This is a genomic window from Xanthobacter sp. YC-JY1, assembly GCF_021730305.1.
Taxonomy (GTDB): domain Bacteria; phylum Pseudomonadota; class Alphaproteobacteria; order Rhizobiales; family Xanthobacteraceae; genus Xanthobacter; species Xanthobacter flavus.
In genome coordinates, this window is the sequence record NZ_CP032674.1 from 1,704,341 (window position 1) to 1,731,140 (window position 26,800).

The 26,800-nt window shown below is 66.6% G+C and carries 21 protein-coding genes, 3 tRNA genes and 3 pseudogenes; 11 read left to right on the forward strand and 16 right to left on the reverse strand.

Annotated features, from left to right (window positions below; genetic code table 11):
- The first annotated feature begins 54 nt into the window (after positions 1-54).
- The 4 genes from D7006_RS07955 to D7006_RS07970 all read left to right on the forward strand — a co-directional run bounded on the left by D7006_RS07955 (position 55) and on the right by D7006_RS07970 (position 2,766).
- Positions 55-840, forward strand: coding sequence for a glucose 1-dehydrogenase (locus tag D7006_RS07955; protein WP_237356207.1), 786 nt, complete (start codon positions 55-57; stop codon positions 838-840).
- 9 nt (positions 841-849) lie between these two features.
- The gene (locus tag D7006_RS07960; protein WP_237356208.1) at positions 850-1,200 is read left to right on the forward strand and encodes a carboxymuconolactone decarboxylase family protein; all 351 of its coding nucleotides are present in this window, start codon (positions 850-852) and stop codon (positions 1,198-1,200) included.
- A gap of 38 nt (positions 1,201-1,238) precedes the next feature.
- Entirely contained in the window at positions 1,239-2,306 is a 1,068-nt protein-coding gene (locus D7006_RS07965) for a 2,3-butanediol dehydrogenase (protein WP_237356209.1), read from the forward strand.
- Between the two features lie 217 nt (positions 2,307-2,523).
- The gene (locus D7006_RS07970; protein ID WP_229644320.1) at positions 2,524-2,766 is read left to right on the forward strand and encodes a hypothetical protein; all 243 of its coding nucleotides are present in this window, start codon (positions 2,524-2,526) and stop codon (positions 2,764-2,766) included.
- A 322-nt stretch (positions 2,767-3,088) separates the two neighbouring features.
- On the opposite strand, the pseudogene chrA reads toward D7006_RS07970, so the two are convergent.
- The 5 genes and pseudogenes from chrA to D7006_RS07995 form a co-directional block, all read right to left on the reverse strand.
- Positions 3,089-4,475, reverse strand: a pseudogene (gene chrA / locus D7006_RS07975) (chromate efflux transporter).
- 10 nt (positions 4,476-4,485) lie between these two features.
- Positions 4,486-5,225: pseudogene (locus tag D7006_RS07980) on the reverse strand (chromate resistance protein ChrB domain-containing protein); the annotation flags it as partial.
- A 165-nt stretch (positions 5,226-5,390) separates the two neighbouring features.
- Entirely contained in the window at positions 5,391-7,886 is a 2,496-nt protein-coding gene (locus tag D7006_RS07985; protein WP_237356210.1) for a TonB-dependent siderophore receptor, read from the reverse strand.
- A gap of 113 nt (positions 7,887-7,999) precedes the next feature.
- The gene (locus D7006_RS07990; RefSeq protein ID WP_237356211.1) at positions 8,000-8,965 is read right to left on the reverse strand and encodes a FecR domain-containing protein; all 966 of its coding nucleotides are present in this window, start codon (positions 8,963-8,965) and stop codon (positions 8,000-8,002) included.
- 28 nt (positions 8,966-8,993) lie between these two features.
- Positions 8,994-9,485, reverse strand: coding sequence for an RNA polymerase sigma factor (locus tag D7006_RS07995; protein WP_237356212.1), 492 nt, complete (start codon positions 9,483-9,485; stop codon positions 8,994-8,996).
- Between the two features lie 740 nt (positions 9,486-10,225).
- On the opposite strand from D7006_RS07995, the gene D7006_RS08000 reads away from it, so the two are divergent.
- Positions 10,226-11,932: an FAD-binding protein gene (locus tag D7006_RS08000; protein WP_237356213.1), complete on the forward strand. Its 1,707-nt coding sequence runs from the start codon at positions 10,226-10,228 to the stop codon at positions 11,930-11,932.
- Positions 11,932-12,306, forward strand: a complete 375-nt coding sequence (locus D7006_RS08005; RefSeq protein ID WP_237356214.1) for a 2Fe-2S iron-sulfur cluster-binding protein — start codon at positions 11,932-11,934, stop codon at positions 12,304-12,306. Before D7006_RS08000 ends, D7006_RS08005 begins: the two co-directional genes overlap by 1 nt.
- A 120-nt stretch (positions 12,307-12,426) precedes the next feature.
- Here the strand turns inward: D7006_RS08005 and D7006_RS08010 are convergent, their stop codons facing one another.
- Positions 12,427-13,125, reverse strand: a complete 699-nt coding sequence (locus D7006_RS08010; protein WP_237356215.1) for a GntR family transcriptional regulator — start codon at positions 13,123-13,125, stop codon at positions 12,427-12,429.
- A 225-nt stretch (positions 13,126-13,350) separates the two neighbouring features.
- Here D7006_RS08010 and D7006_RS08015 point away from each other — a divergent pair, with 225 nt between their 5' ends.
- From D7006_RS08015 to D7006_RS08025, 3 genes are all read left to right on the forward strand, one after another.
- Entirely contained in the window at positions 13,351-14,352 is a 1,002-nt protein-coding gene (locus D7006_RS08015; protein ID WP_237356216.1) for a tripartite tricarboxylate transporter substrate binding protein, read from the forward strand.
- Positions 14,353-14,428: 76 nt separating this feature from the next.
- Positions 14,429-16,165, forward strand: coding sequence for an L-arabinonate dehydratase (gene araD, locus D7006_RS08020; RefSeq protein ID WP_237356217.1), 1,737 nt, complete (start codon positions 14,429-14,431; stop codon positions 16,163-16,165).
- 14 nt (positions 16,166-16,179) lie between these two features.
- Positions 16,180-16,947, forward strand: coding sequence for an HpcH/HpaI aldolase/citrate lyase family protein (locus D7006_RS08025; protein ID WP_237356218.1), 768 nt, complete (start codon positions 16,180-16,182; stop codon positions 16,945-16,947).
- Positions 16,948-16,955: 8 nt separating this feature from the next.
- Here the strand turns inward: D7006_RS08025 and D7006_RS08030 are convergent, their stop codons facing one another.
- From D7006_RS08030 to rlmB, 8 genes and pseudogenes are all read right to left on the reverse strand, one after another.
- Complete coding sequence (locus D7006_RS08030) at positions 16,956-17,144, reverse strand: hypothetical protein (RefSeq protein ID WP_237356219.1); 189 nt, start codon at positions 17,142-17,144, stop codon at positions 16,956-16,958.
- Between the two features lie 30 nt (positions 17,145-17,174).
- A pseudogene (locus D7006_RS25380) lies at positions 17,175-17,267 on the reverse strand (transcriptional regulator); the annotation flags it as partial.
- Between the two features lie 809 nt (positions 17,268-18,076).
- Complete coding sequence (locus D7006_RS08040; protein ID WP_371745061.1) at positions 18,077-18,523, reverse strand: DUF4411 family protein; 447 nt, start codon at positions 18,521-18,523, stop codon at positions 18,077-18,079.
- Between the two features lie 26 nt (positions 18,524-18,549).
- Positions 18,550-19,739 (reverse strand): IS3 family transposase gene (locus D7006_RS08045; RefSeq protein WP_237356221.1). Its coding sequence is split into 2 segments (ribosomal slippage): positions 18,550-19,490 and positions 19,490-19,739, totalling 1,191 coding nucleotides; the frame shifts between segments, so codons are not numbered across the junction.
- A gap of 42 nt (positions 19,740-19,781) precedes the next feature.
- Positions 19,782-20,312 carry an integrase arm-type DNA-binding domain-containing protein gene (locus D7006_RS08050; RefSeq protein WP_237356222.1) on the reverse strand — a complete coding sequence of 177 codons (531 nt, stop codon included), beginning with the start codon at positions 20,310-20,312 and terminating at the stop codon, positions 19,782-19,784.
- Between the two features lie 166 nt (positions 20,313-20,478).
- Positions 20,479-20,553, reverse strand: a tRNA-Thr gene (locus D7006_RS08055).
- 126 nt (positions 20,554-20,679) lie between these two features.
- Positions 20,680-22,347, reverse strand: a complete 1,668-nt coding sequence (locus D7006_RS08060; protein ID WP_237356223.1) for an MFS transporter — start codon at positions 22,345-22,347, stop codon at positions 20,680-20,682.
- Between the two features lie 329 nt (positions 22,348-22,676).
- Positions 22,677-23,534, reverse strand: coding sequence for a 23S rRNA (guanosine(2251)-2'-O)-methyltransferase RlmB (gene rlmB, locus D7006_RS08065; protein ID WP_237356224.1), 858 nt, complete (start codon positions 23,532-23,534; stop codon positions 22,677-22,679).
- 300 nt (positions 23,535-23,834) lie between these two features.
- On the opposite strand from rlmB, the gene D7006_RS08070 reads away from it, so the two are divergent.
- Positions 23,835-23,919 (forward strand) — tRNA-Tyr (locus D7006_RS08070).
- Between the two features lie 131 nt (positions 23,920-24,050).
- Positions 24,051-24,124 (forward strand) — tRNA-Gly (locus tag D7006_RS08075).
- A 297-nt stretch (positions 24,125-24,421) separates the two neighbouring features.
- Here the strand turns inward: D7006_RS08075 and D7006_RS08080 are convergent.
- Both D7006_RS08080 and D7006_RS08085 read right to left on the reverse strand, forming a co-directional pair.
- Entirely contained in the window at positions 24,422-25,027 is a 606-nt protein-coding gene (locus D7006_RS08080) for a hypothetical protein (RefSeq protein ID WP_237356225.1), read from the reverse strand.
- Positions 25,028-25,164: 137 nt separating this feature from the next.
- A complete protein-coding gene (locus D7006_RS08085) occupies positions 25,165-26,595 on the reverse strand; it encodes a DUF1254 domain-containing protein (protein ID WP_237356226.1) in 1,431 nt (476 codons plus the stop codon).
- Positions 26,596-26,800: the final 205 nt, after the last annotated feature.

The window sequence follows — 26,800 nt, forward strand, 5'->3', positions numbered from 1 at the left end:
AATTCCTGAACCCTGGAACGCCGGCGCGCCACCGCGACCGGCGAAGGAGGACCCATGTCCGATCTCAAGGACAAGAGCATCATCATCACCGGCGCAGCCGGTGGCATCGGCGCCGCCATCGCCAAGGCGCTCGCTCAGGACGGCGCGCGCATCACCGTCGCTGACCTCTCTCTCGCCGCCGCTGCCAGGGTGGCGGATGAGATCACGGCGGCGGGCGGCACCGCCATCGCCGTTCCGGTGGATGTGCGCGAGCGGGCGCAGGTGCGCGCGCTCATCGACCGGACGGCGGAGGCGTTCGGGCGGCTCGATGTGCTCTTCAACAATGCGGGCGTCGCCCAGACGCGGCCCTTCCTCGACATCACCGAAGAGGATTGGCGCTTCGTCACGGATGTGAACGCGCTCGGCGTGCTCATCGGCATGCAGGAAGCGGTGAAGACCTTCCGCAGGCAGGGCGGCGGCGGCAAGATCATCAACACCGCCTCCATCGCCGCCAAGCAGGGCTATGAGCCCTTGGCCCATTACTGCGCCAGCAAGTTCGCGGTGGTGGCTATGACCCAGGCCGCCGCCCGCGCCTTCGGCAGGGAGGGCATCACCGCCAACGCCTTCTGCCCCGGCGTGGTGGCCACCGACATGTGGAAGGTGATCGACAAGGGCTTCCGCGACAGCGGCCTGACCCACGGCGAGAACGAAGCCTTCGACACCTTCGCGGCCGGCGCCGTGCTAGGCCGCGCCTCACGCCCGGACGATCTCGTCGGCGTCGCCCGCTTCCTCGCCTCGTCCCAATCCGACTTCATGACCGGCCAGTCCCTGCTCGTGGACGGCGGCATGGTCTTCACCTGAGGAACCGCCATGACGACATCCGTACCCCAGCAATTGAGAGACATGAACCAGCGCTTCGGAGCCCTCGCCAAGGCGGCGCCGCAGGTGATGAGCGCCTTCCGGGGCCTCATGGGCGAGGCGTCGAAGTCCGGCGCGGTGCCGGCGAAGATGAAGGAGTTGGTGGCCCTCGCCATCGCCGTCCACCAGGGCTGCGCCGACTGCGTCGTGTTCCACGCCGCCAATGCGCGGAGCCACGGCGCCAGCCGCGCGGAGCTCGCCGACATTCTCGGCGTGTGCATCGAGATGGGCGGCGGGCCGTCCGCCGTCTATGCGGGCAAGGCACTGGAGGCGTTCGACGCCCTCGCCACCGAGCCGGCCTGACCCCCCCCATCAAGAACGAACCGAAGGGAGAACCACTCATGAAGGCCGCCCGCTTCCATGCCAAGCGCGACGTGCGTGTCGAAGACATCCCCGAACCGCCCGCCCCCGGCCCGCGCGAGGTCGTTATCCGCAATGCCTTCTGCGGCATCTGCGGCACCGACCTGCATGAATATGCTGCCGGGCCCATCTTCATTCCCACCACGCCGCATCCCTACACCGGCGCGAAGCTGCCGCAGGTGCTGGGCCATGAATATGGCGGCACCGTCGTCGCCATTGGCGGCGAGGTGCGGAACGTGAAGGTGGGCGACCGCGTTTCGGTGCAGCCCATGGTGTCGCCGCGCGACGACTATTTCGGCACGCGCGGCCTTTACCAGCTCTCCGAAAGCCTCGCCATCATCGGCCTCGGCTGGCAATGGGGCGGCATGGCGGAATATTCTCTGGTGAACGACTACAACGTCTTCGCCATCCCCGATTTCGTCAGCGACGAGCAGGCGGCCCTGGTGGAGCCCACCGCCGTCACCGTCTATGCGGCCGAGCGCGGCGGGGTGAAGCCGGGATCGAGCGTGCTCGTGACCGGCGCCGGCCCCATCGGCCAGTTGCAGATGCTGGCGGCGCGGGCCGCGGGGGCGACTCAGATCTTTCTCTCCGACACCAACGACAACCGCCTCGCCATGGCGCGGGCCATCCTGCCTGATGTCATCACCCTCAACCCGAAGCGCGATGCGGTGGCCGACGCCATCCGCGACCAGACGGAAGGCCACGTGGGCGTGGACGTGGCGCTAGAATGCGTCGGCGCCGAGGCGGCGCTCGCCACCGGCATCGATGCGGTGCGGCGGCAGGGCGTGGTGGTGCAGGTGGGCCTGCATGTGGGCAAGCCGGCGGTGGACACCTTCACCGTCACTTTCAAGGACATCGATGTCCGCGGCTCGTGGTGCTACTCGACCCTCATGTGGCCCAAGGTGGCGGCCCTCATCGGCAAGGGCCTGCTGCCGGCGGAGAAGGTCGTCACCCGCCGCATCGGCATCGACGAGGTGGTGGAGAAGGGCTTCGAGGCCCTGCTCGATCCCGCCGGGCAGGAACTGAAGATCCTCATCGACCTGCGCTGAGCCGCGCCTCTCCCTCGCGGCACGGCAGGTGTCACGTTTCCCGCCGTGCCGCGGGAAACGTGACTCTGGCCTAGTGCTTCGTCGCGGCACGGATCCTCTCGCTTCGGGACACGATCGTTCGGCGGTAGCGCTCGTGGTTCGGCGCCTGACGTTTCGGCACCATCGAACGTCGTCTCGGGCGGTGATAGCTTCCTGTCACCACCTGTGGGAGGGAACCATGAAGACGCTCGCAATCGCGCTCGCCCTGCTGTCGCTTTCTGCCGCCGTCGCCTCGGCTGACACCTGCGTTGCCAATGCCGACGCAAAGAAGCTTGTCGGCGCAGCGCGTACCAGCTTCCTGACCAAGTGCCAGAAGGATGCGACGACAGCCTGCGAGGCCCAGGCGACGGAGAAGAAGCTGCAAGGCGCGGCGCAGGCCAGCTTCACCAAGAAGTGCCTGAAGGATGCCGTGGGGCAGTAGGTATAGCCGCGACGCCGAGTTGTGCCGCCGCATGTGACTTGCGCCAAGGAGGAAATGGTGCCGGGTGATGGCATCTTAATTTTCGCATATCTATTTGGAAATAAATATAAATTTCAATCTTATATCAAGCTTGCGCCAACACAAATGCCAACAAATCGGGGCGATGCTCCTGGAGGGCGCTATCCGGCGAACTGCCGGGATTATGCGGGAAGAGGCGGGACGACGGCCGATCAGGCCCCCTCCCATACCCGGTTCAAGATCTGAGCGGCGAGCGCGGCCTTGTCTACAAAGGCGCCGCCGCCAGGACCGAAGGCCGCCTCTCCTAGCCCAGCGCTGCGAGCACCATCCCGGCCACGCCACAAGCCGCGAGTGTGGGAAGCATCCCGAGCCTGAGCCGGAACATGGCGAGCATGGCTAAGGCCGAGAGCGCTGCCGCACGCCAGTCGATGGAGGAGGGCACGGGCAGGTCCGGCCCGATGCCGTGCCAGTCCACGCTCACCACCTGCCGGAAGACGACGTGGATGGCGAACCACAAAGCGAGGTTTAGGATAACGCCCACCACCGCCGCGGTGATCGCGGAAAGAGCTGCCCCGAGCGCGCGGTTGCCGCGGAGCGCCTCCACATAAGGCGCCCCGAGGAAGATCCAGAAGAAGCAGGGCGCGAAGGTCACCCAGAGGGTCAGCAGGGCGCCGAGGCACCCCGCCAGCATCGGGTTGAGAATGCCAGGCGCCCGATAGGCGGCGAGGAAGCCGACGAACTGGAGCACCATGACGAGCGGGCCGGGTGTCGTCTCGGCAAGGCCGAGGCCGTCGAGCATCTCGCCCGGCGCGAGCCAGCCGAAGCCGTCCACCGCTGCCTGCGCCACATAGGCGAGCACCGCATAGGCCCCGCCGAAGGTAACGACCGCCATCAGGCTGAAGAAGGAGCCGATCTGCGTCCACACGCTCCCGCTGCCGAAGGCCAGCCACAGCACCACGACTGGGCCGAGCCACAGGGGCAGCCAGACGGCGATGATGCCGGCCGCGCGCTGCAGCGATGGCTCGGCATGGGTCAGTTCCCCCCGCTCCAACATCTGGTCCACCACACCGTGGGTGTCGGCCTTCGCGCCGCCGTGGCCCGCGCCCTGGAACAGGTCCGGCGCGGCCCGGCTGCCTGCCCATCCGGCGAGGCCGGCGGCAAGGATGATCAGCGGGAACGGTATGCAGGACATAGATGGCCAGGAAGGCGAGGCCGGCAATCACCACCATGAGGCGGTTCTTCAGCGCGCGGCGGCTGATCCGCAGCAGCGCCTCCACCACGACCGCCAGCACGGCCGCCTTCACGCCGAGGAAAGCGGCATCGATGAGCGGCACATGGCGGTACAGCGCATATAGGATGCTGAGGGTCAGCATCACGACGGCGCCGGGCAGCACGAAGAGCAGCCCGGCCGCCAGCCCGCCTGCGGTGCGGTGCATCAGCCAGCCGATATAGGTGGCGAGCTGCTGCGCCTCCGGGCCGGGCAGAAGCATGCAGTAGTTCAGGGCGTGCAGAAACCGCTGCTCGCCGATCCAGCGGCGCTCCTCCACGAGTTCCCGGTGCATGAGGGCGATCTGCCCGGCGGGGCCGCCGAAGCTCAGGCAACCGATCTTGGCCCAGACTTTCACGGCCTCCCCGAAGGTCGGGCGCGCGGGCGCGACGGCGGAGCCGCTCGTTTCCAACGTGATGGCCATGGCGCGCCCCTCACCCCTGCCTCTGCTGGCCGGCGGGCCAGTTGTGGGTTTCCTCCACGGCGTCACGGCACCAGCGATAGAAGGCGTCGTAGAGCATCATGCCGGCATCGAGCTGCTGCAGGTCTTCCCGATACATGCGGGAGAGGCCAAGAGAGGCCGCGAGGAAGCCGGCTGCCTGCGGCGACAAATCGAGCCGCGCCGTGTCGGCGGCGCGGACAATGACCGCAAGGCGGTCGAGCACGGGTGACCTGAGCCCGAATTCCTCGATAATTGTGTCGAAGGTGCAGCCCTCGCCGCGGTGGCTCAAGAAGGCGCTGTCGATATCAAAGGGCGCGGCACCGAAGGCGGCCGGTACGCCCTCTACCTCGGAGGCGCCGACGAAGAGGAAGGCGGCGTCGGGATCGATGAAGCGGCGGATCAGCCACGGGCAGGCGATGTGATCCACCTTTGGGCGGGCGCGGGTGCCCCACACCGTTCGCCCAGCCGCATCGCGCGGCGGCAGGGCTGCTTCCGATAAAACACACCGCCGCTGTCTCTCCACGCCTCGAAGCGGCCTTCCAGCGTTTCCGCCGGAAGCCCACGGAGCCGCAGCCATGCGGCTACGCCTTGGCTGAGCTTGTTGCCTTTCTGGCAGACCACGACGACGGGCCGGTCCGCCAGCGCGGGGCCACAGCTCGTCACGTCGGCGTAGGATCGCAGGCGAGTCGCCGGTAGCAGGCGTCTGTCGGCGGCGAAGTCGTCGTCGGTGCGAGGCTATCGCGACCTTCAAGCCATCCCCACCTCGCGAACCGCGCCCGATAGCCTGCGCGCAGCCGGCGTAGGTTCGGCGGCGCAGCTCGGTCAATCCCGAGCTGCAAACTTTCCAGCTCGACGTAGAGTAGATTGAACGCTCCGCCGTGGACGATGCCCTGTCTCCTACCAACGGTAATTCAAAGAGGCGTAGACGGTGCGGCGCGTGCCGTAGATCACAGAGTTCCAGTAGAAGCCGGCTGTGTAATATTCCGTGTCGAAGATATTGGTGCCCGAGAGCGAGAAGGTGGCGCCGCGTAGCCGCTGGTCGAGCTTGCCGAGGTCGTAGCGAAGCGAAGCATCCACCAGGGTATAGCCGGGGATGGCGATCTGGCCGCCATTCGCATCGTTCATGACGGCCCAGGAACTTCCGACATAGCGCAGGCCGGCACCGATGCCGAGCCCATCCAGTGTTCCCTCATGGAATGTGTAGTAGGCCCACAAGGCCGCGCTGTTGTGCGGCACACTGGAAGGGGTGGTGCCGACTTTGCTGACGCCGGCATCGTTGGCATTGTCCTGCGTGACCACCGTGTCGAGATAGGTGTAGGAGGCGATGATATCGAGGTTGGCGGTGATGTTCGCCTTGGCCTCGAGCTCGATGCCGCGCGAGCGCACTTCGCCGTCCTGCACCGAATAGCCCACGTTGACGGGATCCGTGGTGAGCACGTTCTGCTGGGTGATCTGGAACACAGAAGTCGTGAACATGGCCCGCCAGCCCTGCGGCTCATACTTGATGCCGGCCTCGTACTGCTCGCCGGTCGTTGGCTTGAAGGACCGGCCCTGGAAGTCCGTCCCAGCCACCGGCAGGAAGGAAGTGGCGTAGCTGGCATAGGGCATCACGCCGTTGTCGAACTTGTATCCCAGGCCCGCGCGCCATGTGAAAGCGGAATAATTGGCCGCAACAACTTCGTCCGTAAAGCCGTAGTCTGCGAGGATGGTGCGCGAGTAATAATTGGCTTCCTCGTTGCGCGCCCAGTCCTGGCGTCCACTCAAGGTGAGCAACCAGTTGTCGAGGGTCATCTGGTCCTGCGCGTAGACCCCGATCTGGGAGATGGTGCTCTCCGTATCCGACCAGGGGCGACCGAACGTATAGATGAAATTGTAGTCCGGGGCGAAAATGTTGATGGAGTTGTAATTGGTGGAATTCGTTCGGACTTCGCTCGCATTGTACCATCCCCCGTCGACGCCGAGCAGGATCTTGTGTGCCACCGGCCCGGTCTGGAAATCGCGGGAGAGATGTGTGTCGATCAGGAGGCTGTCCGAGACCTTCGGCCGCAACTGCACGCCGACATTGAAATATTTGTTGTCGACCACCGCAATCGGCCAGTCCCAGCCCCAGGCGGAGGCGTAATCCACATCGGAATGAGTGTAGCGCGCATTCTGGACCAGCTGCCAGTCGTTCTCGAACCTGTGCTTGAACTCGTAGCCGACCGAGGTGTTCTCGACGTTCCAGCTGCTCAGTCCGGGCGCGCCGAGATAGAGGCTCGGCGATATCTTCGGCCCCAGCTGAAACAGGCTGTTGGCCATGGGGATGCTCTGCTCCGAGCCGCCCTTCTCCGTCTTCTGGTAGTTCGCCAAGAGGGTAAGCGAGGTATTGGCGTTGGGCTGCCAGGTAACGGCGGGAGCGATGTAGATGCGATTGTCCGGGGAATAGTCGATCTGCGTGCCGCTGTCCCGAAACAGTCCGGTGAGGCGATAGAGCCAGGTGCCGTCTTCGGTCGCAGGCCCGCCGATGTCGAAGGCGCCCTGGATACGGTCGTAGTTGCCGCCGAGGATCTCGATCTCGTGCAGCGGCGTGGCCGTCGGGCGCTTGGTGACGGCGTCGATGATGCCACCCGGGGTGCCGGCGCCGTAGAGAGCCGAAGTCGGCCCCTTGACCACATCCAGGCGCTGGAGGCCATAGACCTCGATATCGCTGTCATAGTTGTTGAAGCCGTTGCGCAGGCCGTCGCGGTAATTGGCATTCTGATCGATCGCGCGGAAGCCGCGAATGTAGATGTCCGGCATCCCCTGGCCGCCGGGATAGTCCACGGCCCGCACGCCCGGGGTGTAAGCCACGGCAGAATTGAAATCCTGCACGCCGCGCTGGTCCATTTCCGCCCGCGTCACCACGCTGATGGATTGCGGGGTGTCGATGAGCGGCGTCTCGGTCTTGGTCCCGGCCGACGTCTCGAGCGCCACCACCTGCTGGGTGTTATCGCCTTCCACGTCCACGGTGCCGAGCCAGGCCTCGCCGGAGCCGGCCGCGCCCTGCGCCTGCGGCGAGGTAATGGTTACGGTGTTGGCGCTGGTGAAACGATAGACAAGGCCGGTGCCTGCCAGCAGGCGGGCGAGGCCCGCATCGCGCGAATAGGTGCCGAACAGCCCCGAGGTGCGGCGCCCGGCCACCAGATCGGATGGGAAGAGCAGGCGCAGGCCGGCCGTGTCAGCAAAGCGCGTCAGCGCGCTGCCGAGGTCCTGCGCGGGAATGCTGAAGGCGATGCCCGGCGCCCCCTCCTGCGCGTGCGCCGCGCCGGGGCAGGCTATCGCCAGCAGGGCGCAGACGGCGGTTCCCGAGAGCCATGCCGTCCGCCCCGCCTTCCCGTCCGCCCGCCGCCGGAGCCGTTCCCATCCCGCCGCCATCGTCTCTCTCTCCGTCAGGCCGGCCCACCAGCGCGCCGCCGTTCAGGACCTTCGAAGACAAGGACGAAGCGACACCGGCGACCTTGCAGCGGCGCCTGCGTTTTTTTTCGCGCTCAGAGGATGACGTTGATCAGCGGCAGGCGGACAACGCGCACTGGCAGCGTCTGCTCGATGGTCTCCAGCACCGATGCAGGATCGGCCAGTTCGAACACGCCGGTCACCTCCAGCCCCTTGAGGCGGCCGCTGGCAATGATGATGCGTGCGTGGGTGTGGCGCTGGAGCTCGGCCACCACCTCCACCAGCGGCCGGCGATCGAAGATGAGCTTGCCCCGCCGCCAGGCGGTGACGGAGTCGGCATTCACCGTCCGTGGGCCGATCACCCGCCCGCGCGCGTCATAGCGCAGACTCTGGTCGGCGCGCAGGGTGACGCCGTCCTCGCCCGCCGCCACCGTGACGACGCCCTCCACAACTGTCACCACCACCCCGTCGGGCTGCATGTCTACGTCGAAGGCGGTGCCGATCGCGCGGGTCCGCCCGTCCGCTGCAGTGACGACAAAGGGGCGGCCCGGATCGCGCGCGACGGTGAACAGGGCCTGTCCGGAGAGCAGCTTCACGCCCCGTTCGGTTGCGCTGAAATCAAGCGCCAGCGCCGTGCTGGCATTGAGAAGGACGCGCGATCCGTCCGGCAGGTCCGTCGCCCGCACTTCGTTGACACCGGTAGCAACATCGGCGGCGAGATGATCGCGGATGGCACCGGCGGCGAGCGCGCCGAGGCCCAGCGCGGCGCACGCCCCGCCGCCAATCAGCGCCCGGCGCGTGACCTTTCCGCGCGATGCCTTGTGCGCCGTATCCCGCGCGACGGCTCCGGCGCCGCCGAGCCCGTGCCACAGCGCCTCGGCCTCACGCGCCGCCGCCTCGTGCTCGGGGCTCTCGGCGCGCCAGCGCGCGAAGGCCTGTGCCTCCGCTTCCGCCCCCGGCGCCCCGGAATGGATGCGCACGAGCCATTCGATGGCGCGATCGCTTGCCGCAATGGGGGCGCGGGCGAACGCGGGCGAGACGGAGCGGGGCGTGGGCGTCATGCGCGGATACCGATGCAGGGTGCCGAGGCTAGTCCAATGCGCGCAGCCTGTCGCGGCAGTGCCGCAGGGCTTGAACCAGATACTTCGCGACCATGCTGTCGGAGACTTTCAAGCGTACGCCGATCTCTGCATGTGTCAGCCCGTCGCACCGGCTCAGCAGCAAAGCGGCGCGGGGCCTCTGTTCCAACTCGGCAAGGGCATGCACCAGCGCCCGCAATTCGTCGCGGTGCAAAGCATAGGCTTCCGGAGAGGGCGTGGCGTCGGCAATCCCGCGCAGCACTGCCTCGTCGCTGATCTGCCGGGCGGCATGACGGCGTTCTCGCCGCAGCAGATCGATGGCGATGTTGCCAGCGATGCGCAGGAGGAAGGCATGGCAGTCACGCACCCCCACCGGAGCCGGCCCCATGCCGGCAAGCCGCAGCCAGGTCTCCTGAAGGGCCTCTTCGGCAAGGTCCCGTGAACCGACGCGGCGACTGAGGTGGGCCCGCAGGTCACGCCATTGGCGCATGTAGGCCAGCATCAGATCGCTGCTGGGGTCAGTTTTCGCAATCATCGTGGCGGGGCAGGCGGCTATTCGGTGAAGAAGAGCCGAATTGGTAACCGCTTCGCCGCAAGCGAGCAATCGCGATGATTTGGAGAAATGATAAGGAAGCGTCAAAAGCAATCGTCTAAATGCGCTATGACATACATAACTGATCGTATGTTGGAAATATTCTAACGTCCGCGTATCTCACGACGCGGGTTGTCATCGTCTATCTGTGCCAAGGGATGCGTATAGAAATTCACGGTAACTATTCCACTGTGGCGAGCCCGGTGGCGATGGTGCCTGCGCAGGCATGGAGCGCAGGAAGATACGCCGCCCCTCCGGATCTCCTGGGCGCACTATCGTGGCGACTGGCCGCGCGTGTCCTTCGCGTCTGCGGCGCCACGCTGCTGGGGGACTGATCATACGCCGCATGGGCGAGTTTAGCCGTGGGCAGCTTGAGTGTGGCTGTGCGCTTGTAGCCGCCCATCATCAGGACTTGGCGCATGAGCTAGGCCCGGCCCATGACCTGGATCCGATTTTTCCGTTCAATATTTGATGGGAGGAAATTTCTCTCCCTTTGGGGCAAAAAGGCAGAACTTGTAATCGCGTTCCAGGCTACCTTCTAAGGAGATCCTCTCCGAGCCCGGCGAGGTGCTGCGCGCCGTCTCCGGATATTGCGACAGGCGGCCCACTTGGCGGCCACGGTCCGATGCAGGGCTGATCTTGGGAAAGGCATGGCAGTGGCAATCGATGTGGTTCAACTCGAAACCGACGTGCTGGTGATCGGCTCCGGCGCTGCCGGCATGATGGCGGCGCTGGAGGCCGGCAAGGAAGGCGCGGGCGTCATCCTCGCCGACCGCAGCCTCATCGGGCGCAGCGGCGCTACCATCATGGCGCAGATGACCGTGGCGGTGGCGCTCGGCTCCCAGACCCCAGACGGCTGCGAGCACCACCTCGCCGATACCCTCGCCGCCGGCCGCGAGCTGTGCGACGCCTCCCTCGCCCAGCTGGTGTGCGAGGAAGGTCCCCGCGACATCCTCCAGCTCGACGAGTGGAAGGTGGGCTGGGCGCGCAACGACGACGGCTCCATCCGCCAGGCGTTGGCGCCGGGGCACGACCGGCCGCGTTGCGTCTACGTGGACTTCCTCTCCACCGGCCCGGCGGTGGCCAAGACCCTGCGCGGCCGCGTGCTGCGCCAGAAGGAGGTCACCCGCATCGGCGACCTCTACATCACCGACATCCTGGTGACCGGCGGCGTCGCCACCGGTGCGACGGGCTTCTCGCTGGCCGACGGACGGCCCGTCGTATTGAAGGCCAAGGCGGTGGTGATCGCCACCGGTGGCCTTACCCGGCTTTACCAGCGCAACAGCGCCTCCGCCAACATGAGCGGCGACGGATACGCCCTCGCGCTGCGCGCTGGTGCCGAGCTGACCGACATGGAGTTCGTGCAGTTCTTCCCCATCGGCCACCTTGCCCCGCGCCTCGTGGGCATGGATCCCATCATGTGGGACCCCTTCCGCTACAAGCTCGGCGGCCGCCTGCTCAACGCCGAGATGCGCGAGTTCGTCAACGACTACGGCAATGAGGAGGCCGGCACCTATAACGTGACGCGCGACCGCGCCACGTTCGCAATCCTCTCCGAGGTGAAGGCCGGCCGGGGCTCTCCCGCGGGCGGCGCCTTTCTGTCGTTCCAGCACATCCCGGCGGAGACGCTGCGGGCCTCCTTCGGACCGGTCATCGACCGGCTCGCCGCCAACGGCATCGACCTCACCCAGATGCCCATCGAGGTGGCACCCATCGCGCACTACCACATGGGCGGGGTGAAGGTGGACGCCCAGATGCGCACGAGCGTGCCGGGCCTGTTCTCCTGCGGCGAGGCGAACGGCGGCGCCAACGGCGCCAACCGCCTCTCCGGCAATGCCATCACCGAAGCCTTCGTGTTCGGCCGCATTGCCGGCCGCACCGCATCGCTCCATGCGCGTTCAGCCGGGAATGCCGATGCTCCGGTGCCGGCCGGCGCGCTCGACCTCGTCTCCGCAGTGACGCCCGATGGCGGCGAGATCCACGCCGGCCTCATCGCCGACCTGCAGCAGACCATGGCCGTGAATGTCGGCCCGTTCCGCACCGAGGAGGGCCTTCGCCAGGCGCTCGCCGCCATCGCGGACCTCAAGACGCGCCTCGGCGCACTGCCGCCGGGTGCGCCCGGCCCTTACAACATGGCGCGGCTCGACTGGTTTGATCTGCGCACCATGCTCCTCGTCGCAGAGGCGGTGACGCGCTCCGCGCTCCTCCGCAAGGAGAGCCGCGGCGCCCACCAGCGCGACGATTTCCCCGCCATGGATCCCGCCTTCGTGCTGCACCATACGGTGAAGCTGGCGGGAGACGACATCGTACTCGGCCGAGCTCCGGTCGAAGGCCGTACCCTCTGCGAGGTCGCGTGATGCGTGAGACAGCCACCCTGATCGTCCGCCGCGGCCACGCAGATGAGGAGAGCCGCACCTCGACCTATGAGGTGCCCTACACGCCCGGCCAGTCGGTTCTGGACGGGTTGCGCTTCGTGCGGACCAACCTCGATTCCACGCTGTCCGTCCGCCACTCCTGCATCAATGCCAACACCTGCAAGGAGTGCATGATCATCGTCGACGGCAAGGTGGATTATGCCTGCACGGCCCGCCTTGAGCCGCGCGAGATGGTGCTGGAGCCACTGAGCAACAAGGCGCACCTTCGCGACCTCGTGACCGAGATCGCGCCCCCGGACGAGCGCTTGGAGCACGCGCTCAAGTCCGGCCTCGGTAAAGCCGTGGCGGGCGCCTGAGGACGACGGCCGCGTCGCAGCAGGCGCAGGCGTCTGGGCTACCGAGTTTGTCGCCCTGCGGAACTGGCGGAAGGGAGCGCGATGAAGGACCAGCCTTGGATGTCGCCCGACGCACCGCGCTCAGCTGCGGAAATAGGCTGGCCAGAGCGCGACGAGATCCGGCGCATAGGCGAGCGAGTTGGACAGATGCGTGCGCAGCGCCTCCTGCGCCCCGGCGGCATCGCCGGCCCTCACTGCGGCGGCCACCGCCCGGTGCTCGCCCAGCACCCGCTCCGCCTTGCCCGGCATGGGCAGATGCAGGCGGCGGATGCGGTCGATATGGCCGGAATAGCGGCGCACCATCAGCCACAGGCTGTGGATGCCGGTGGCATCGAACAGCGCGCGGTGGAAGTCGCGGTCGCCCGCATCGAAGCCGGGCAGGTCGCCGCGCGCGAGCCTCTCGTCCTGGAGGGCGATCACCCCATCGAGGCGCGCGGCGATCTCCGCATGGTCCTCGCCCAGGGCCACCGTGCGCACCGCCTCCAGCTCGATGGAGCGGCGCAGAAAGTGCGCTTGCCGGGCTAGTTCCAGATCAATGGGGCTCACCACGGTGGCGTGCTGGGGAAAGATCTCCACCAGCTGCTCCTCCTGCAGCTTGAGCAGCGCGTCGCGCACCGGCGTCGAGGAGAAGCCGAACAGGTCCTGCAACTCGGCGCGCGAGATCAGGGTGCCCGGCGGCATCTCCAGCGTGATGATCCGCTCGCGCAAATAGTCGAACACCTGCGGCGCCGCGTGGCGGGACGGATCGCGGGAGGGCCGCGCGCTGCGCGTCAGGTCCATGGTCGTCGTGTCCATGGCGGAAGGATAGCAAATCGGGCGCTTGACGCCACTGATGCATTAGAGTTTTAGTGGAACTATAAACGAGAAGGCTCCGCCTAAGGCAGGGGCCGCCGAGGAAACGACCGCCACCGGCGCATCCGCCCGCCCTCAGTCCGGGCGGCATGGATGGCGCCCGTGAAGACCGCGCATCGCAACCGCGCTGCCAACCGGCCTCTGGGAGGACATATGATTCGCCTGCAACGCCCGTCCCGCTCCTTTGCCAGCGGCGTGCTTCTCGCCGCGCTCGCCGCCACCGCGCTCACCCTCGCCGGCCCGGCGGCGGCGGACACCTATCCGCAGCGGCCCGTCACCGTGGTGGTGCCCTTCCCACCCGGCGGCGCGTCCGACAGCACGGCCCGGCTGATGTCCGCCAAAGCCAGCGAATCCCTGGGCCAGCCCGTGGTCATCGACAACCGCCCCGGCGCCAACGGCGGCACCGGCGCGACCCATGTGAAGACCGCGCCGGCGGACGGCTACACGCTGCTGGTGGGTTCCATCGGCGTCTTCGCCATCAACCCGGCGCTCTATCCGGCACTGAGCTATTCGCCGAAATCCGACTTCGACCTGATCACGGTGGCCGTGCGCACGCCCAACGTGCTGGTGGCCAACCCCGATTTCCCGGCGAATTCGGTGAAGGAGCTGGTGGAGTATCTGAAGAAGAACCCGGACAAGGTAACCTTCGCCTCCTCCGGCGTCGGCTCCTCCGACCATCTGACCGCCGCGCTGTTCTGGCAGAAGACGGGGACCTCTGGCATCCACGTGCCCTACAAGGGCGGCGGACCGGCCATCAGCGACCTCATGGCCGGCCATGCGAACGTCTCGTTCCAGAACCTCGGGGCGGTGGCGAACCAGATCAAGGCCGGCAAGCTGAAGGCCCTCGGCGTCACTGCCGCCACGCGCAATCCCGTGCTTCCGGACGTGCCGACCCTCAAGGAGGGCGGCGTGGACGGCATCGACGTTTATTCCTGGCAGGCCGCGGCAGCGCCCAAGGGCCTGCCGCCGGAGGTGAAGGCCAAGGTGGTGGCGGCCTTCAAGGCGAGCCTGTCCGATCCCGCCGTCAAGACCAAGTTCACCGACCTCGGGTTCGAGGTGGTGGCCAACACCCCGGCCGAGTTCGCCGCCTTCCAGGCCGACGAGGAGCAGCGCTGGCGCGAGGTGGTGAAGGCCGGCAACATCGTGGTCCAGTAATCGCCCACCCCAACTTCGCGCCGGGCGGTCTCGCCCGGTGCCCAAGACAAGTCTTAGAGACACGGGTTCTTGAGACATGACACGCCAGAAGACACCGGACCTTCTGCGCAGCGCGCGCTGGTTCGCCGCCGACGACCTGCGCAGCTTCGGCCACCGCTCCCGCCTGCGCCAGATGGGCTACGCCCCGGAGGATTGGGCGGGACGGCCAGTGATCGCCATCCTCAACACCTGGTCGGATTTCAACTCCTGCCACGCCCATTTCCGGGACCGGGTGGAGGACATCAAGCGCGGCGTGCTGCAGGCCGGCGGCTTCCCGCTGGAAGTGCCGGTGCACTCGGTGTCCGAGACCTTTCTCAAACCCACCTCCATGCTCTACCGCAACATGCTGGCCATGGAGGTGGAGGAGGTGATCCGCTCCCACCCGGTGGACGGCGTGGTGCTGATGGGCGGCTGCGACAAGAGCACCCCGGCCCTGCTGATGGGCGCCACCAGCGCCGGCGTGCCGGCCATCTATGTGCCCGCCGGCCCCATGCTGCGCGGCAACTGGAACGGCAAGATGCTGGGCTCCGGCTCGGACGCGTGGAAGTTCTGGGACGAGCGGCGCGCCGGCAATATCGGCGAGGCGGAGTGGAATGAGATCGAGGGCGGCATCGCCCGCTCCTACGGCCATTGCATGACCATGGGGACGGCCAGCACCATGACCGCCATCGCCGAGGCGCTGGGCATGACGCTGTCCGGCGCCTCCTCCGTTCCGGCGGCGGATGCGGGCCACATGCGCATGTGCGCGGCCTCGGGCCGGCGCATCGTGGATATGGTGTGGGAGGACCTGACGCCGGCCCGCATCCAGACCCGCGCGGCGTTCGAGAACGCCATCATCGTCGCCATGGCCATGGGCTGCTCCACCAACGCCATCATCCATCTCATCGCCCAGGCCCGCCGCGCCGGTGCCGACATCACCCTCGATGATTTCGACGCGGCCAGCCGCCGCGTGCCGGTGCTCGCCAACGTGCGGCCGAGCGGCGACGCCTACCTGATGGAAGACTTCTACTTCGCCGGCGGCCTGCCGGCGCTGATGGGGCGCCTTACGGACTTCCTTCACCTCGATGCCCTCACCGTCTCCGGCCGCACGGTGGGCGAGGCCATCGCGGGGGCGAAGGTGCACAATGACGACGTGATCCGCCCCCTCGACAAGGCCATCTACGACGAAGGCGCGCTCGCCGTGCTGCGGGGCAACCTCGCCCCGGAGGGTTGCGTCATCAAGCCCAGCGCCTGCGCGCCCCATCTGCGGGTCCACACCGGCCCGGCGCTGGTGTTCGACGATTATCCCAGCCTCAAGGCCGCCACCGATGACGAAAACCTCGACGTGACGCCGGGCCATGTGCTGGTGCTGCGCAATGCCGGCCCCCTCGGCGGCCCGGGCATGCCCGAATGGGGCATGCTGCCGATTCCCAAGGCGCTGGTGAAGGCGGGCGTGCGCGACATGCTCCGCATCTCCGACGCGCGCATGAGCGGCACCAGCTACGGCGCGTGCATCCTCCACGTCTCGCCGGAGAGCCATGTGGGCGGGCCTCTGGCCCTGCTGCGGACCGGCGACCTCGTCACCGTCGACGTGCCCAACCGGCGCATCGACATGGAGGTGTCGGCGGAGGAACTGGAGCGCCGCCGCGCCGCTTTGCCCGCGCCCGTGCCGCGCTATGAGCGCGGCTATGGCTGGATGTATTCCAAGCACATCAGCCAGGCGCATCTCGGCTGCGACTTCGACTTCCTGGAAACCTCCTTCGGTGCCGCCCCCGGCGAACCGGCCATCTACTGAGCAAGGAACCCCCCGTGGAACTGCCTCGCAACGCCTTCAAGCGCGCCATCTATGCCGGCCAGCAGCAGATCGGCCTGTGGAGCAGCCTCGCCAGCCATGTGTCGGTGGAGATCCTCGCCGGCGCCGGCTTCGACTGGCTGCTGCTGGACACCGAGCATTCGGCCAACGAGGTGCCGATGGTGCTCAGCCAGCTCCAGGCCTGCATGGAGCACCCCTCCGTCATGCCCATCGTGCGCCCGCCGGTGAACGATCCCGTCGCCATCAAGCGGCTGCTGGACGCGGGAGTGCAGACCCTGCTTCTGCCCATGGTGGACAGACCGGAACAGGCCGCCGACGCGGTGGCGGCGACGCGCTATCCGCCCGCCGGCATCCGCGGCTTCGCGAGCGCCTCCCGCGCCTCGCGCTTCGGCCGGATCAGCAACTATCACCAGCGCGCCCATGAGGAGATCTGCGTTCTGGTGCAGATCGAATCCCGGCTCGGCATGGACAATCTGGAGGCCATCTGCGCCGTGCCCGGCGTGGACGGCGTGTTCATCGGCCCCGGCGATCTCTCGGCGGCGATCGGCTATCTGGGCGACCAGAACAACGAGCAGATTGTCACGCTCATCGAGGGGCTGATCGGCCGCATCGTGACCGCCGGCAACCGCGCTGGCATCCTCACCCCCAGCGAGCCGCTGGCCCGGCGCTACATCGCCGCTGGCACCGTCTTCACCGCGGTGGGCTCCGACACCGGCCTCCTCGCCCGCAACGCCGAGGCGCTGGCGAAGCGCTTCCACGAGTAGGGCGCGCCCTACACCGCCTTCCGGTAGAGCCCGGTGAGGATCACCATGTGTGACAGCAGCGGCTGCGGCGCCGCGCGCATGCGCGTGCCGAGCCCCTCCATCAGCCGCTCGGCGAACAGCGCGCGGAAGGCGGCATCGCAAGTGCCGTCGAGGGCGGCCAGCAGCGCCTCTTGAAGCCCGGGATGGGCTTCGATCAACGCGATGACCCGCCGAACCTAATCACAAGCTCACCGGCCCTTCCTCAGCCTCACGCCCGGCCCCTCGCCGTTCTCCGCAACGAAGATCACGCCGGCGGATTCGAGGGCGGCGCGGATCGCGGCACCGCCCGCGCCGTGTGAAACTTGAGCCGTGGTAGACGCAGCGAGATACCGCAACCTAAAGCAGAGCAGCAAGAGCCGGGCGCACATGCGGGGGAATGGCGCCCGGCCCTTTCCGTCTGGCTGAACGGAGCGTCAGGGCAGACGTGTGTTTCTAGCAGAAGCCCCGCATCGGAATACCCCTCAAATGAGGGAGAGCCGGACGATCTGACACCAAACCGCCCGGCTTCTTGTACGCCCCTGTCAGGGCGATGATGGGGGCGAATGCCTCCTGCTACCACGGTCGCGTCCATTTCCCTCCAAAATCGGAAAGACTTCCGAGGGGTTATAACGAAAGGCGGGATATTCAATCGGTTGAAGTGGTTGTATGCGTCAGTTGTCAAACGCAGAGAGCAGAAGAATGGGCGGGCCAGGAGCAGGAGTGTCCGCCGAAATGCGGGGCCTAGAAGCCGGGCGGATGGGGCGGCCTGAGCGGGTCCTCAGTGCCCTAATCATCCTGATCTTCATTCTGACCCTGAGCGCCGGAGCAGCGCTGCTTTTTCACCAATACCGAGGTTTGCCCATGGGCGTCGAGACTGCGCCCGGCCACAGTGGTGGCCTCGCTTCCGACGAGACCTAGCTGGCGGGGAATTAGGCGTCAGTTCGGAGAGGGCGCGGCAGGCGCTTCTCGAGATTATTGAGGCTGGGGTCGCTCCAACGCCGGCCGAGTAGCTTCAGGCCGCCTCCGCCTCGCGGCCCGCGCTCACCATGGCTTGCGCGCAGGCGGCGTAGGTTCTGCGGTGAAGATTGCCCGCAGAGATGGCGCGTCTGAATTAGGGCCGACGCGCAGGTGCTTCGGCGTCTGGCCGCGAATTGAGCCTGCCCCTCCAGGCGGTTGAAAAGTCCAGCGTCCGTACCATGGTAAAGCTATCGCACCATCGGACGCCGAAGTGATTGCATACATCCGGTATTCTTCGATTTGCCCGCCGGCACGTTGGCTTTGACACCTCGGAAGCCACGACGTGCCGATCATGAGGCGCCGCCATTGCATATGCGATTAGGAATGGGTCTCGTCCAACTTCGATTAGCACAGTATCATCTAGATCACTCGCGTATCCTTCTGAAATTACTTGATGAAATAAAGAAATATCGACATCTTCTTCGAGCAATAGAGCGCTTCTATGTTCGCGAATCCTAAGCCAGTCCGCTAAATTATCTGCGCCGCCGGTCATTTCATCCATGATTTCTAAGGGGATCTTGAGCGCGCCAGCCTCTCCCATATGAACAATGACGTTGCCCCCAACTTCTATCCAGCTTTGAGTTCGTTCTGGCGGTTGGATTTGCCCTTTCGGGCGTGCTGGGCGGCGGGGGCAGACGCGGAACCACTCATGTTGCGGAGCGTCTGATCCCGCCGCGGGTGGAACGTTGAGGCGAAGGCGCTTGGCGTCTGCCATCCGAGCTTCGAGTGCGGGCGGTCGGTGTTGTAATCGACCTGCCATCGGGCGAGGGCGGCCCTGGCTTGGGACAGGCTGGAGAACAGCGTCTCGTTCAACAGCTCGTCCCGCAGGCGGCCGTTGAAGCTCTCGATGAAGCCATTCTGCATCGGTTTGCCGGGCGCGATGTAGTGCCACTCGACCCGGGCCGCGTCGGTCCAGGCCAGAATGGCATTGGAGGTGAACTCGCTGCCATTGTCGCTGACGATCATCTTGGGCCGGCCGCGCTCTGCTAGAAGCCTGTCGAGTTCGCGAGCGACCCTGACCCCGGACAGCGACGTGTCCGCTACCAGCGCCAGGCACTCGCGAGTGCAGTCGTCCACGATGGCCAGCATCCGGAAGCGCCGGCCATCGGTCATCTGGTCGGCGACGAAGTCGAGCGACCAGCGCTCGTTCGGTCGCAGCGGGATCATCATCGGCGCCCGCGTTCCGATGGCCCGCTTGCGACCACCGCGCTGGCGCACCATCAGCCGTTCCTCACGATAGAGCCGGAACAGCCGCTTGTGGTTGACCGTGAAACCCTCCCGCCTGAGCAGGACGTGGAGACGGCGATACCCGAACCGCCGCCGTTCCTGGGCGATGGCCTTCATCCGCTCACGCAGCAAAGCGTCATTCCCGCGCTTGGCTCTGTATCTCATGGTCATGCGGCAGAAGCCGGTGGCTTTACACGCCCGCCGTTCGCTCATCCCGTGATGCTCCACGAGATGGGCGACAGCTTTGCGCTCGGCAGCGGGCGTCACCACTTCTTTCCCAGGAGATCCTTCAGCGCGACGTTGTCCCGCATGGCGTCGGCGAGCATTCGCTTCAGCTTGGCGTTCTCGTCCTCCAGCGCCCGCAGCCGCTTGGCCTCTGATATGTCCATCCCGCCGAAACGGGCCTTCCACTTGTAGATGCTGGCGTCGCTGACCCCGTGCTTCCGACACAGGTCCGAGACCGGCACCCCGGCCTCGTGCTCCTTCAGGATCCCGATGATCTGCTCCTCGGTGAACCGGCTGCGCCTCATGTTCTGGTCCTCTCATTGGGCCAGAACGAACTCAAAGCTGGATTAGCCAGGAGGGGCAACGTCAGTTGATCGGAGCCGACCGGCACTTTCATGTCGGCCCCGTGCCTCCATCTTTTTCAACACGGAGAGGACCTCCGCGGCGGTGATCTCCGAGATTGGGCGATTTCCAAGTTCCTCCCTGGCGAACCCCAACAGCCAAGCGACCTTGTCCAGCGTTGTGGCGGACCGATTTTCCTGAGCCAGCTTTTCCAGAAGCTCGTCGGCGATGAGATTGAACGTGTTCGCTGCCGCCGTCTGACGCGCAGCTTTCTCCGCCTTTGCCTTCGCGGCTGGATCGACGCCTGCCGCCAAAGCCGACTTTGCCGCGTCCCGTGCTTTTCGGGCGTCGGCGAGCCCAACTGCCGGGTAGGCGCCCAGCGCGAGCTGCTTCTGTTTGCCTTCGAAACGGTAAGCCAAGCGCCAAAGACGGCCGCCCGTGGGCGTGACCAGCAAGTGGAGGCCGCCTCCGTCAGACAACTTCACGGGGCGCGGCTGGGGCTTTGCGGAACGAACGGCGACATCAGAAAGCGCCATATTGTTGGCATCCAGACTTGTTGGCACCTGACGATGCCAACAATCATGCCAACAAATCCGCTGAATGCCAACAGCTGATGGCTTATGCCCACTAACGCCGACCTAGCGAAAAAACCTGTATCTGGGCCATTTTCTTTATGTCGGTGAATGTCAGCTAAGGAGGAAATGGTGCCGGGTGAGGGGATCGAACCCCCGACCTTCGGTTTACAAAACCGCTGCACTACCGCTGTGCTAACCCGGCTCCGGCCCCATGCTCTAGCAGCGCCTCGAGGGCTGAACAAGCCGGGGGCGGGGGGAAATGAAAACGGCCCCGCTTTGGGCGGAGCCGTTCGCTTGGGGGAGACGCGCGGCGGTGCCGCGCGCAACCTCAGTGCCAGTGATCGATGTTGCGATCCTTGGTCTCGGGCACGAACAGAAGACCGATGACGAAGGTCATCAGCGCGATCACGATCGGGTACCAGAGGCCGTAATAGATGTCGCCGGTGGCGGCCACCATGGCGAAGGCGGTCGCCGGCAGAAGGCCGCCGAACCAGCCGTTGCCGATGTGGTAGGGCAGCGACATGGAGGTGTAGCGGATGCGGGCCGGGAACAGCTCGACCAGAGCTGCCGCGATCGGGCCGTACACCATGGTCACGAACAGCACGAGGATGAAGAGCAGCCCGATCACCGCCGCCACCTGCGGGCGGAAGATGTCGAACGGATGCGCCATCTTCACCACGTCCTTGTTGGTCGCCGCCGCCGGATAACCCGCCGTCTGGAGCGCCGCGAGGGCGTTCTTGTTGAAGTCAGGCGTATAGGGGATCACGGTGTCGTTGATCTTCAGCTGCACCGGGGACCCGGCGGGGCCGGCCTCGGTCGAGTACTTCACCGAGGACTTCGCGAGGAAGTCGCGGGCGAGGTCGCAGGGCTGGGTGTAGATGCGGGTACCCACCGGGTTGAACAGGCTTCCGCAGTTCCCCGGATCGGACACCACCGTGACCCGGATGTTCTGGATCGCCTTTTCCAACGGCGGGTTGGCGTAGGTGGTGATCATGTTGAACAGCGGGAAGTAGCTCGCCGCGGCGATCAGGCAGCCGGCGAGGATGATGGGCTTGCGGCCGATCTTGTCGGACAGCCAGCCGAAGAACACGAAGAAGCCCGTGCCGAACACCAGCGACCACGCGATCAGCAGGTTCGAGGTGTAGCCATCGACCTTGAGGATCGATTGCAGGAAGAACAGGGCGTAGAACTGACCCGTGTACCAGACGACGCCCTGACCGGCGACGAGGCCGAACAGCGCGATCAGCACGACCTTGAGGTTGCCCCACTTGGCGAAGGCCTCCGACAGCGGTGCCTTCGAGGTGGTGCCCTCTTCCTTCATCTTCTGGAAGGTCGGCGATTCTGAGAGCTGGAGACGAATCCAGACCGAGACGCCGAGCAGCGCGATGGAGACGAGGAACGGCACGCGCCAGCCCCACGCCGCGAAGTTCTGCTCGCCCACGATGGTGCGGGTGAACAGGATCACGATCAGCGACAGGAACAGGCCGAGGGTCGCCGTGGTCTGGATCCACGAGGTGTAGAAGCCGCGGCGGCCGTGCGGGGCGTGCTCCGCCACATAGGTCGCGGCGCCGCCATACTCACCGCCGAGGGCGAGGCCCTGAAGCAGTCGCAGGCCGATCAGGATGATCGGAGCGGCGATGCCGATGGAGGCCGCGTTGGGCAGGATGCCGACGATGAAGGTCGACAGGCCCATGATGAGGATGGTGACGAGGAAGGTGTACTTGCGGCCGACGAGATCGCCGATGCGCCCGAACACGATGGCGCCGAAGGGGCGCACCAGAAAGCCGGCGGCGAAGGCCAGAAGCGCGAAGATATCGCGGGTGGCCGGCGGATAGGCCGAGAAGAACTGCGCGCCGATGATGGCCGCCAGCGAGCCGTACAGATAGAAATCGTACCACTCGAACACGGTGCCCAGGGACGAGGCGAAGATGACCTTCTTCTCCTCCCGGCTCATGGGGCGAGGCTTGGCTGCCGCCCCCGCTGTGGTCACGCTCATGGAACCTATCCCTCCCATCGCTTCGGGTTCCGCCGCCGGCGGATGTCGGACCCAACAGGTCCTGCGAGAGAGGGTCTTTTCGGCGCAAGCCCACAGCGCCGTGCGCACGCGGGAGTGCGACGGATCTCAGGGCGTTCCTCCGGTAGACCCTCTGGGTTCCGCGTCATTGTTGGCGCGCGGATATCCCGCAGGGCTGGGCGCGCACGGCGCGCCAAGCGGTATCATGGCGAAGGTGTGGCAGCCTTACGATTGGTCATTGGTCTTAGGTGCAAGGCGAAAAATGCATGCGCCGCAGCATGGCGGCATGCCTTTTGGCCGGCTTCCCTACGTCAGCTCTTCTTCAGCGCGCGGCGGGCGATGCCGAGGGCGAGGGCGGCGGCATTGGAGACGTTGAGGCTCTTGATGGCGCCGGGCAGGTCGATGCGGGCCAGCACGTCGCACGTCTCGCGGGTGAGCTGGCGCAGGCCCTTGCCCTCGGCGCCCAGAACCAAAGCGAGGGGGGCACTCAGCCGGGTGTCCTCGATGTCCGCCGGCCCCTCGCTGTCGAGGCCGACGACCAGCATGCCGTTGTCCTTCAGCTCGGTCAGCGCCCGGGCGAGATTCTGCACGAGGCAGAAGGGCACATGCTCCAACCCGCCAGAGGCGCTCTTGGCCAGCACGCCGGTGGCCGCCGGGCTGTGGCGGGCGGTGGTGACGATGGCGCTGACCCCGAAGGCCGCCGCCGAGCGCACGATGGCGCCGACATTGTGCGGGTCGGTGATCTGGTCGAGCACGAGGACAAGCTCGCTCTGCGCGAGATCCTTGAGCGGGGGCGACCGCAGGTGGTCGACTTCCGCGAGGAGGCCCTGATGCACCGCGTCCGGTCCCAGCAGCTTGTCGATGTCGCCGGGGCGCACCACCTCGGGCGTGACCGGCGGGACGAGTCCCTCCTCGGCCAGGCGGTTGATGGCGTTCTCCGTCGCCATGAGCTTGCGGAAGCGCCGCTTCGGGTTGCCGATCGCCTCGGCGACCGTGTGCCAGCCATAGAGCAGCGCGACATCGTCGGCGCCGGCCCACGGCGGCGGCTTGCCGCCACCCTTGCCCTTGCGCGGGGGAAACGGCGCGCCGGATGGGCGCGGGCCGCCACGGCCGGCGAAGGGCGGGCGGGCGCCGGGGCGGCGCGGTTCGCGGGGCGGACGATCAGACATGCCGTGGCTTTGTCAGACACCGCCGCCGCGCGCAAGGGGCGTCGGAGCGCGGAGGGGCGTTTCGGTGCCGGTTGCGGCGGCACGCCGGGCCCGGCCGTCCACAGGGGCGGGGATCGAGGCGCCGGGCCGGGCGATTTCCGGTTGACTTCGGGACGGTGTTTTCACATAAACCCGGCCTCGGATGGCGATTTGAGTTCACGCTCTGCGTCACCTTCGGCCGCTGGCGCTTTCCTGCATCACCAGTCCGGCTCGAAGGCGTCCTGCTCCGGCAGGCAGGTCCGCGATGACGGGCGTCGTTATGGAGGGGTGCCCGAGTGGTTAAAGGGGACGGACTGTAAATCCGTTGGCTCTGCCTACGTTGGTTCAAATCCAACCCCCTCCACCACCCGTCGTCGCAATGCGCTCTTAGGAGCGGGGCCGGTGTTCGCCGGCCCGCGGAAGCAGGAGGGAGCCGGCCCGTCCGGTCGCCCGCCACCTCTTCCGCGCTTTGAACCGGCATGCTAAGCCAGCCGGCATGCGGGTGTAGCTCAATGGTAGAGCAGCAGCCTTCCAAGCTGAATACGAGGGTTCGATTCCCTTCACCCGCTCCAGCTTCGTCTTCTGAAATTTAGTCCGCGCCGCTCCAGCCGGCTCATGAGCGCCGATCGCCTCGGGCTCTGAGCGTTGGGTGCCGAGCCGCCGTCCGTGCGATTCGTCGGGGCGCGACCATGCCCGCGACACCGATGGCTCTGACCATTGCCCGCTCCAGACAGAAAATGGCCGTCAGGGGCGCTAGGCGCCCCTGACGGCCTGTGGAACCTCGCTCGCTGCACGGCGGCCCGGGGCCGACATCGCACACCCCACCGAGGTCGAGGTCCCAATCCTTCAAGCGGTCGTCACGCGACCGTTCACTGCACCGCGTTGATGGCGAGGCCTTCCACGTAGGTGAACTTCGCGTTGACGCCCTGCTGCAGCGTCTGGAGGTCGCTGAGGACCTTGCCGTTGGCGGCCTTCAGGGTGCGCAGGTAGCCATCCGGGCCCGGGAAGCTCACGGTGCCGGCGGCGGGATCGGTGCCGACCATGGGGGCGACGATGGTCACCTCGCGCAGGCCGAAGCCCTCGGGCAGGCCGGGCAGGCCGTCATTCACCACGACCTCGTTCAGAACTTCCGCGGGCTCGTTCTTGGCAGGCTTGGCGATGGCGGTGACCACGCCGGGCAGCTTGCGGATCAGCAGGCTCTGGCCGTTGCGGAAGGCGGTGAGGTCGCCGACCAGCGGCGGGGCGATGACGGCCCAGCGCTTTCCGGCCGGGGTCTCCAGCACGACCCGGCGGGTCGCCGGATCGGCAGAGACGAAGCGGACCTTGTAGCTGAGGACGGTGGCGGTGCCGACGCCCGGCAGGGTCACAACCTCGACCGCCTCGGGCTTCGGCACTTCGGGGGCCTGGGCCGCGGCCGGCAGGGCGGCGGCGAGGCTGCCGGCGACGATGGCCAGCTTCAGGGCATTAAACGTCATGTGGTGTTTCTTCCTGGTGGATGTTCGGATGGGGCATGTGCATCGATGCGCCCGCCACCGCAGGCCGCCGGTCTGGCGGCCCGGGTTCCGGGAGCTGCGATTTCGCTTGATCTCCGCCGCGTCGTGCGGCGGCGATGTCAGGACGCCGTGACGGCGGGAATTTTCCAGCTTCCGTCGAGAATCGACGGCTTCTTCGGGTTCGGCCAGTACATGCGTAGCATGAGAATGAACTCGCCGGAGGGCGCCGGAAGCCAGTTGGCGTCCTTGTCCGCGCCGGGGGAGTCGTGCTGGATGTAGAGATCGACCGAGCCGTCGGCATTCGTCTTGAGGTTTTGCCGTGCGCTGATCGAATAGCGGTTGAGCGGGTTGGCGACGAAGAAATAATTCTCGTCATACATGGTCAAAGACCAGAAACCCTTCACCGGAGGCAGCTGCCCCTTGGGGAAGTGCATGACATACTTCTTCGAGCCGTCATACTTGCGCGCCAGTAGGCCGCTGCCAGACTTCAGCGAGGTCGGGTAGACCGCATCCTCGGGACGGTTGGCGCCGAGGCCGATGGCCGCGATGAGGGCGCGCTGGATATAGTCCGTGCCGTACACGCCGGTCGTCGTGGTGAAGCGCCAGCCGTTCACGTTCTTGATCTCGGGGCCGGTCACGAAGTGCAGCATGATGCGGTCGACGCTGAGCTTCGGCACGCGGTTGAGCACGGCGGGGTCCGCCGCCTTGGGGTCGAAATCCTTGCCGGGCACCACGCCGATCCGCGCCAGCTTGGGCAGCATGGGGGCGTCGGCCGCGGCGGGCGGGTTGGTCTTGAGGAGGTCCGCCAGCAGCTTGAAATAGTCGACGCCGCTGAGGCCGTTCACCTGGTCACGCACCGCCGTCTTCATGTCGATGGCGGCGTCCACATTTCCCGCCGGCGGCGCATAGTCCTTCCCGAAGGCGCTGAGGGGATAGGTCTTGCAGGCATCCTGCAACGCATGCACAGCGGCGTAATCCTCCGGCGTGCCGGTGCAGTAGATGCGGCCGAGCAGCCAGACGATGGCAGTCGGGGACTTGTACTGCACGACGCCGGCCGGCAGCGTGCCCTTCCAGCCCGGCCCGGTGATGGCATAGGTCTGCGCGCCGGTGCCGGTGGTGCGCGTCCCGGGCACCTGGAACACGTCGGTCCAGCCGTCGAGCATGGGGAACAGGAAGTAGCGCCCCTTCATGTCCGGAATGCTGACGATCCACGGCTCCTTGCCCACGTCCAGCCAGGCCGTGGTGTAGAGCGTGTCGGCGTTGGGCGCGGTGACGTCGCGAAAGCTCGCATCGGGATAGGAGCGCAGGCGCACGAACTGGCCCATGGGCGCGCGGGTGCCCTCCGCTGCGGCGACATTCGTCATCACGCGGCGGGTCATTTCCATGGTTACGAGCGCATAGCCGTAGATATAGGCTTCCGACGCGGCGCGCAGATCTTCCGCGTCTGCCGCCAGCTCGTGGATGAAGCCTTCCGCCTGAGCCGAGCCCAGCGCTGTGCTCGCACCCAGAAGACCGAGACCGGCCGTCACTGTGCGCCTGGAAAGGTTCATGTGCGTTTCCCCCAATCAACAAAGGCAACGTCGTTGCATCTGGTCGCCTTGCGGCGCGGCGGGACGTTATATCAAGCCCAAGCGCCGCGTTTTGCTTTGCGCGCCATGGCAGAAGGGGCGGGGACGCATGTCGATACCTGCCGATACGGCGGGCGGTATGCTAGTGTTCGCGCCTGGGCGGAAAGCGCCGGCTTGAAAGTCAGCC

Excerpts from the sequence above, each read along its gene's own strand:
- D7006_RS07955 (WP_237356207.1), top strand. The coding sequence starts at position 55 with ATGTCCGATCTCAAGGACAAGAGCATCATCATCACCGGCGCAGCCGGT.
- D7006_RS07960 (WP_237356208.1), top strand. The coding sequence starts at position 850 with ATGACGACATCCGTACCCCAGCAATTGAGAGACATGAACCAGCGCTTC.
- D7006_RS07965 (WP_237356209.1), top strand. The coding sequence starts at position 1,239 with ATGAAGGCCGCCCGCTTCCATGCCAAGCGCGACGTGCGTGTCGAAGAC.
- D7006_RS07970 (WP_229644320.1), top strand. The coding sequence starts at position 2,524 with ATGAAGACGCTCGCAATCGCGCTCGCCCTGCTGTCGCTTTCTGCCGCC.
- D7006_RS07985 (WP_237356210.1), bottom strand. The coding sequence starts at position 7,886 with ATGGCGGCGGGATGGGAACGGCTCCGGCGGCGGGCGGACGGGAAGGCG.
- D7006_RS07990 (WP_237356211.1), bottom strand. The coding sequence starts at position 8,965 with ATGACGCCCACGCCCCGCTCCGTCTCGCCCGCGTTCGCCCGCGCCCCC.
- D7006_RS07995 (WP_237356212.1), bottom strand. The coding sequence starts at position 9,485 with ATGCTGGCCTACATGCGCCAATGGCGTGACCTGCGGGCCCACCTCAGT.
- D7006_RS08000 (WP_237356213.1), top strand. The coding sequence starts at position 10,226 with ATGGCAGTGGCAATCGATGTGGTTCAACTCGAAACCGACGTGCTGGTG.
- D7006_RS08005 (WP_237356214.1), top strand. The coding sequence starts at position 11,932 with ATGCGTGAGACAGCCACCCTGATCGTCCGCCGCGGCCACGCAGATGAG.
- D7006_RS08010 (WP_237356215.1), bottom strand. The coding sequence starts at position 13,125 with ATGGACCTGACGCGCAGCGCGCGGCCCTCCCGCGATCCGTCCCGCCAC.
- D7006_RS08015 (WP_237356216.1), top strand. The coding sequence starts at position 13,351 with ATGATTCGCCTGCAACGCCCGTCCCGCTCCTTTGCCAGCGGCGTGCTT.
- araD (WP_237356217.1), top strand. The coding sequence starts at position 14,429 with ATGACACGCCAGAAGACACCGGACCTTCTGCGCAGCGCGCGCTGGTTC.
- D7006_RS08040 (WP_371745061.1), bottom strand. The coding sequence starts at position 18,523 with ATGGGAGAGGCTGGCGCGCTCAAGATCCCCTTAGAAATCATGGATGAA.
- D7006_RS08050 (WP_237356222.1), bottom strand. The coding sequence starts at position 20,312 with ATGGCGCTTTCTGATGTCGCCGTTCGTTCCGCAAAGCCCCAGCCGCGC.
- D7006_RS08060 (WP_237356223.1), bottom strand. The coding sequence starts at position 22,347 with ATGAGCGTGACCACAGCGGGGGCGGCAGCCAAGCCTCGCCCCATGAGC.
- rlmB (WP_237356224.1), bottom strand. The coding sequence starts at position 23,534 with ATGTCTGATCGTCCGCCCCGCGAACCGCGCCGCCCCGGCGCCCGCCCG.
- D7006_RS08080 (WP_237356225.1), bottom strand. The coding sequence starts at position 25,027 with ATGACGTTTAATGCCCTGAAGCTGGCCATCGTCGCCGGCAGCCTCGCC.
- D7006_RS08085 (WP_237356226.1), bottom strand. The coding sequence starts at position 26,595 with ATGAACCTTTCCAGGCGCACAGTGACGGCCGGTCTCGGTCTTCTGGGT.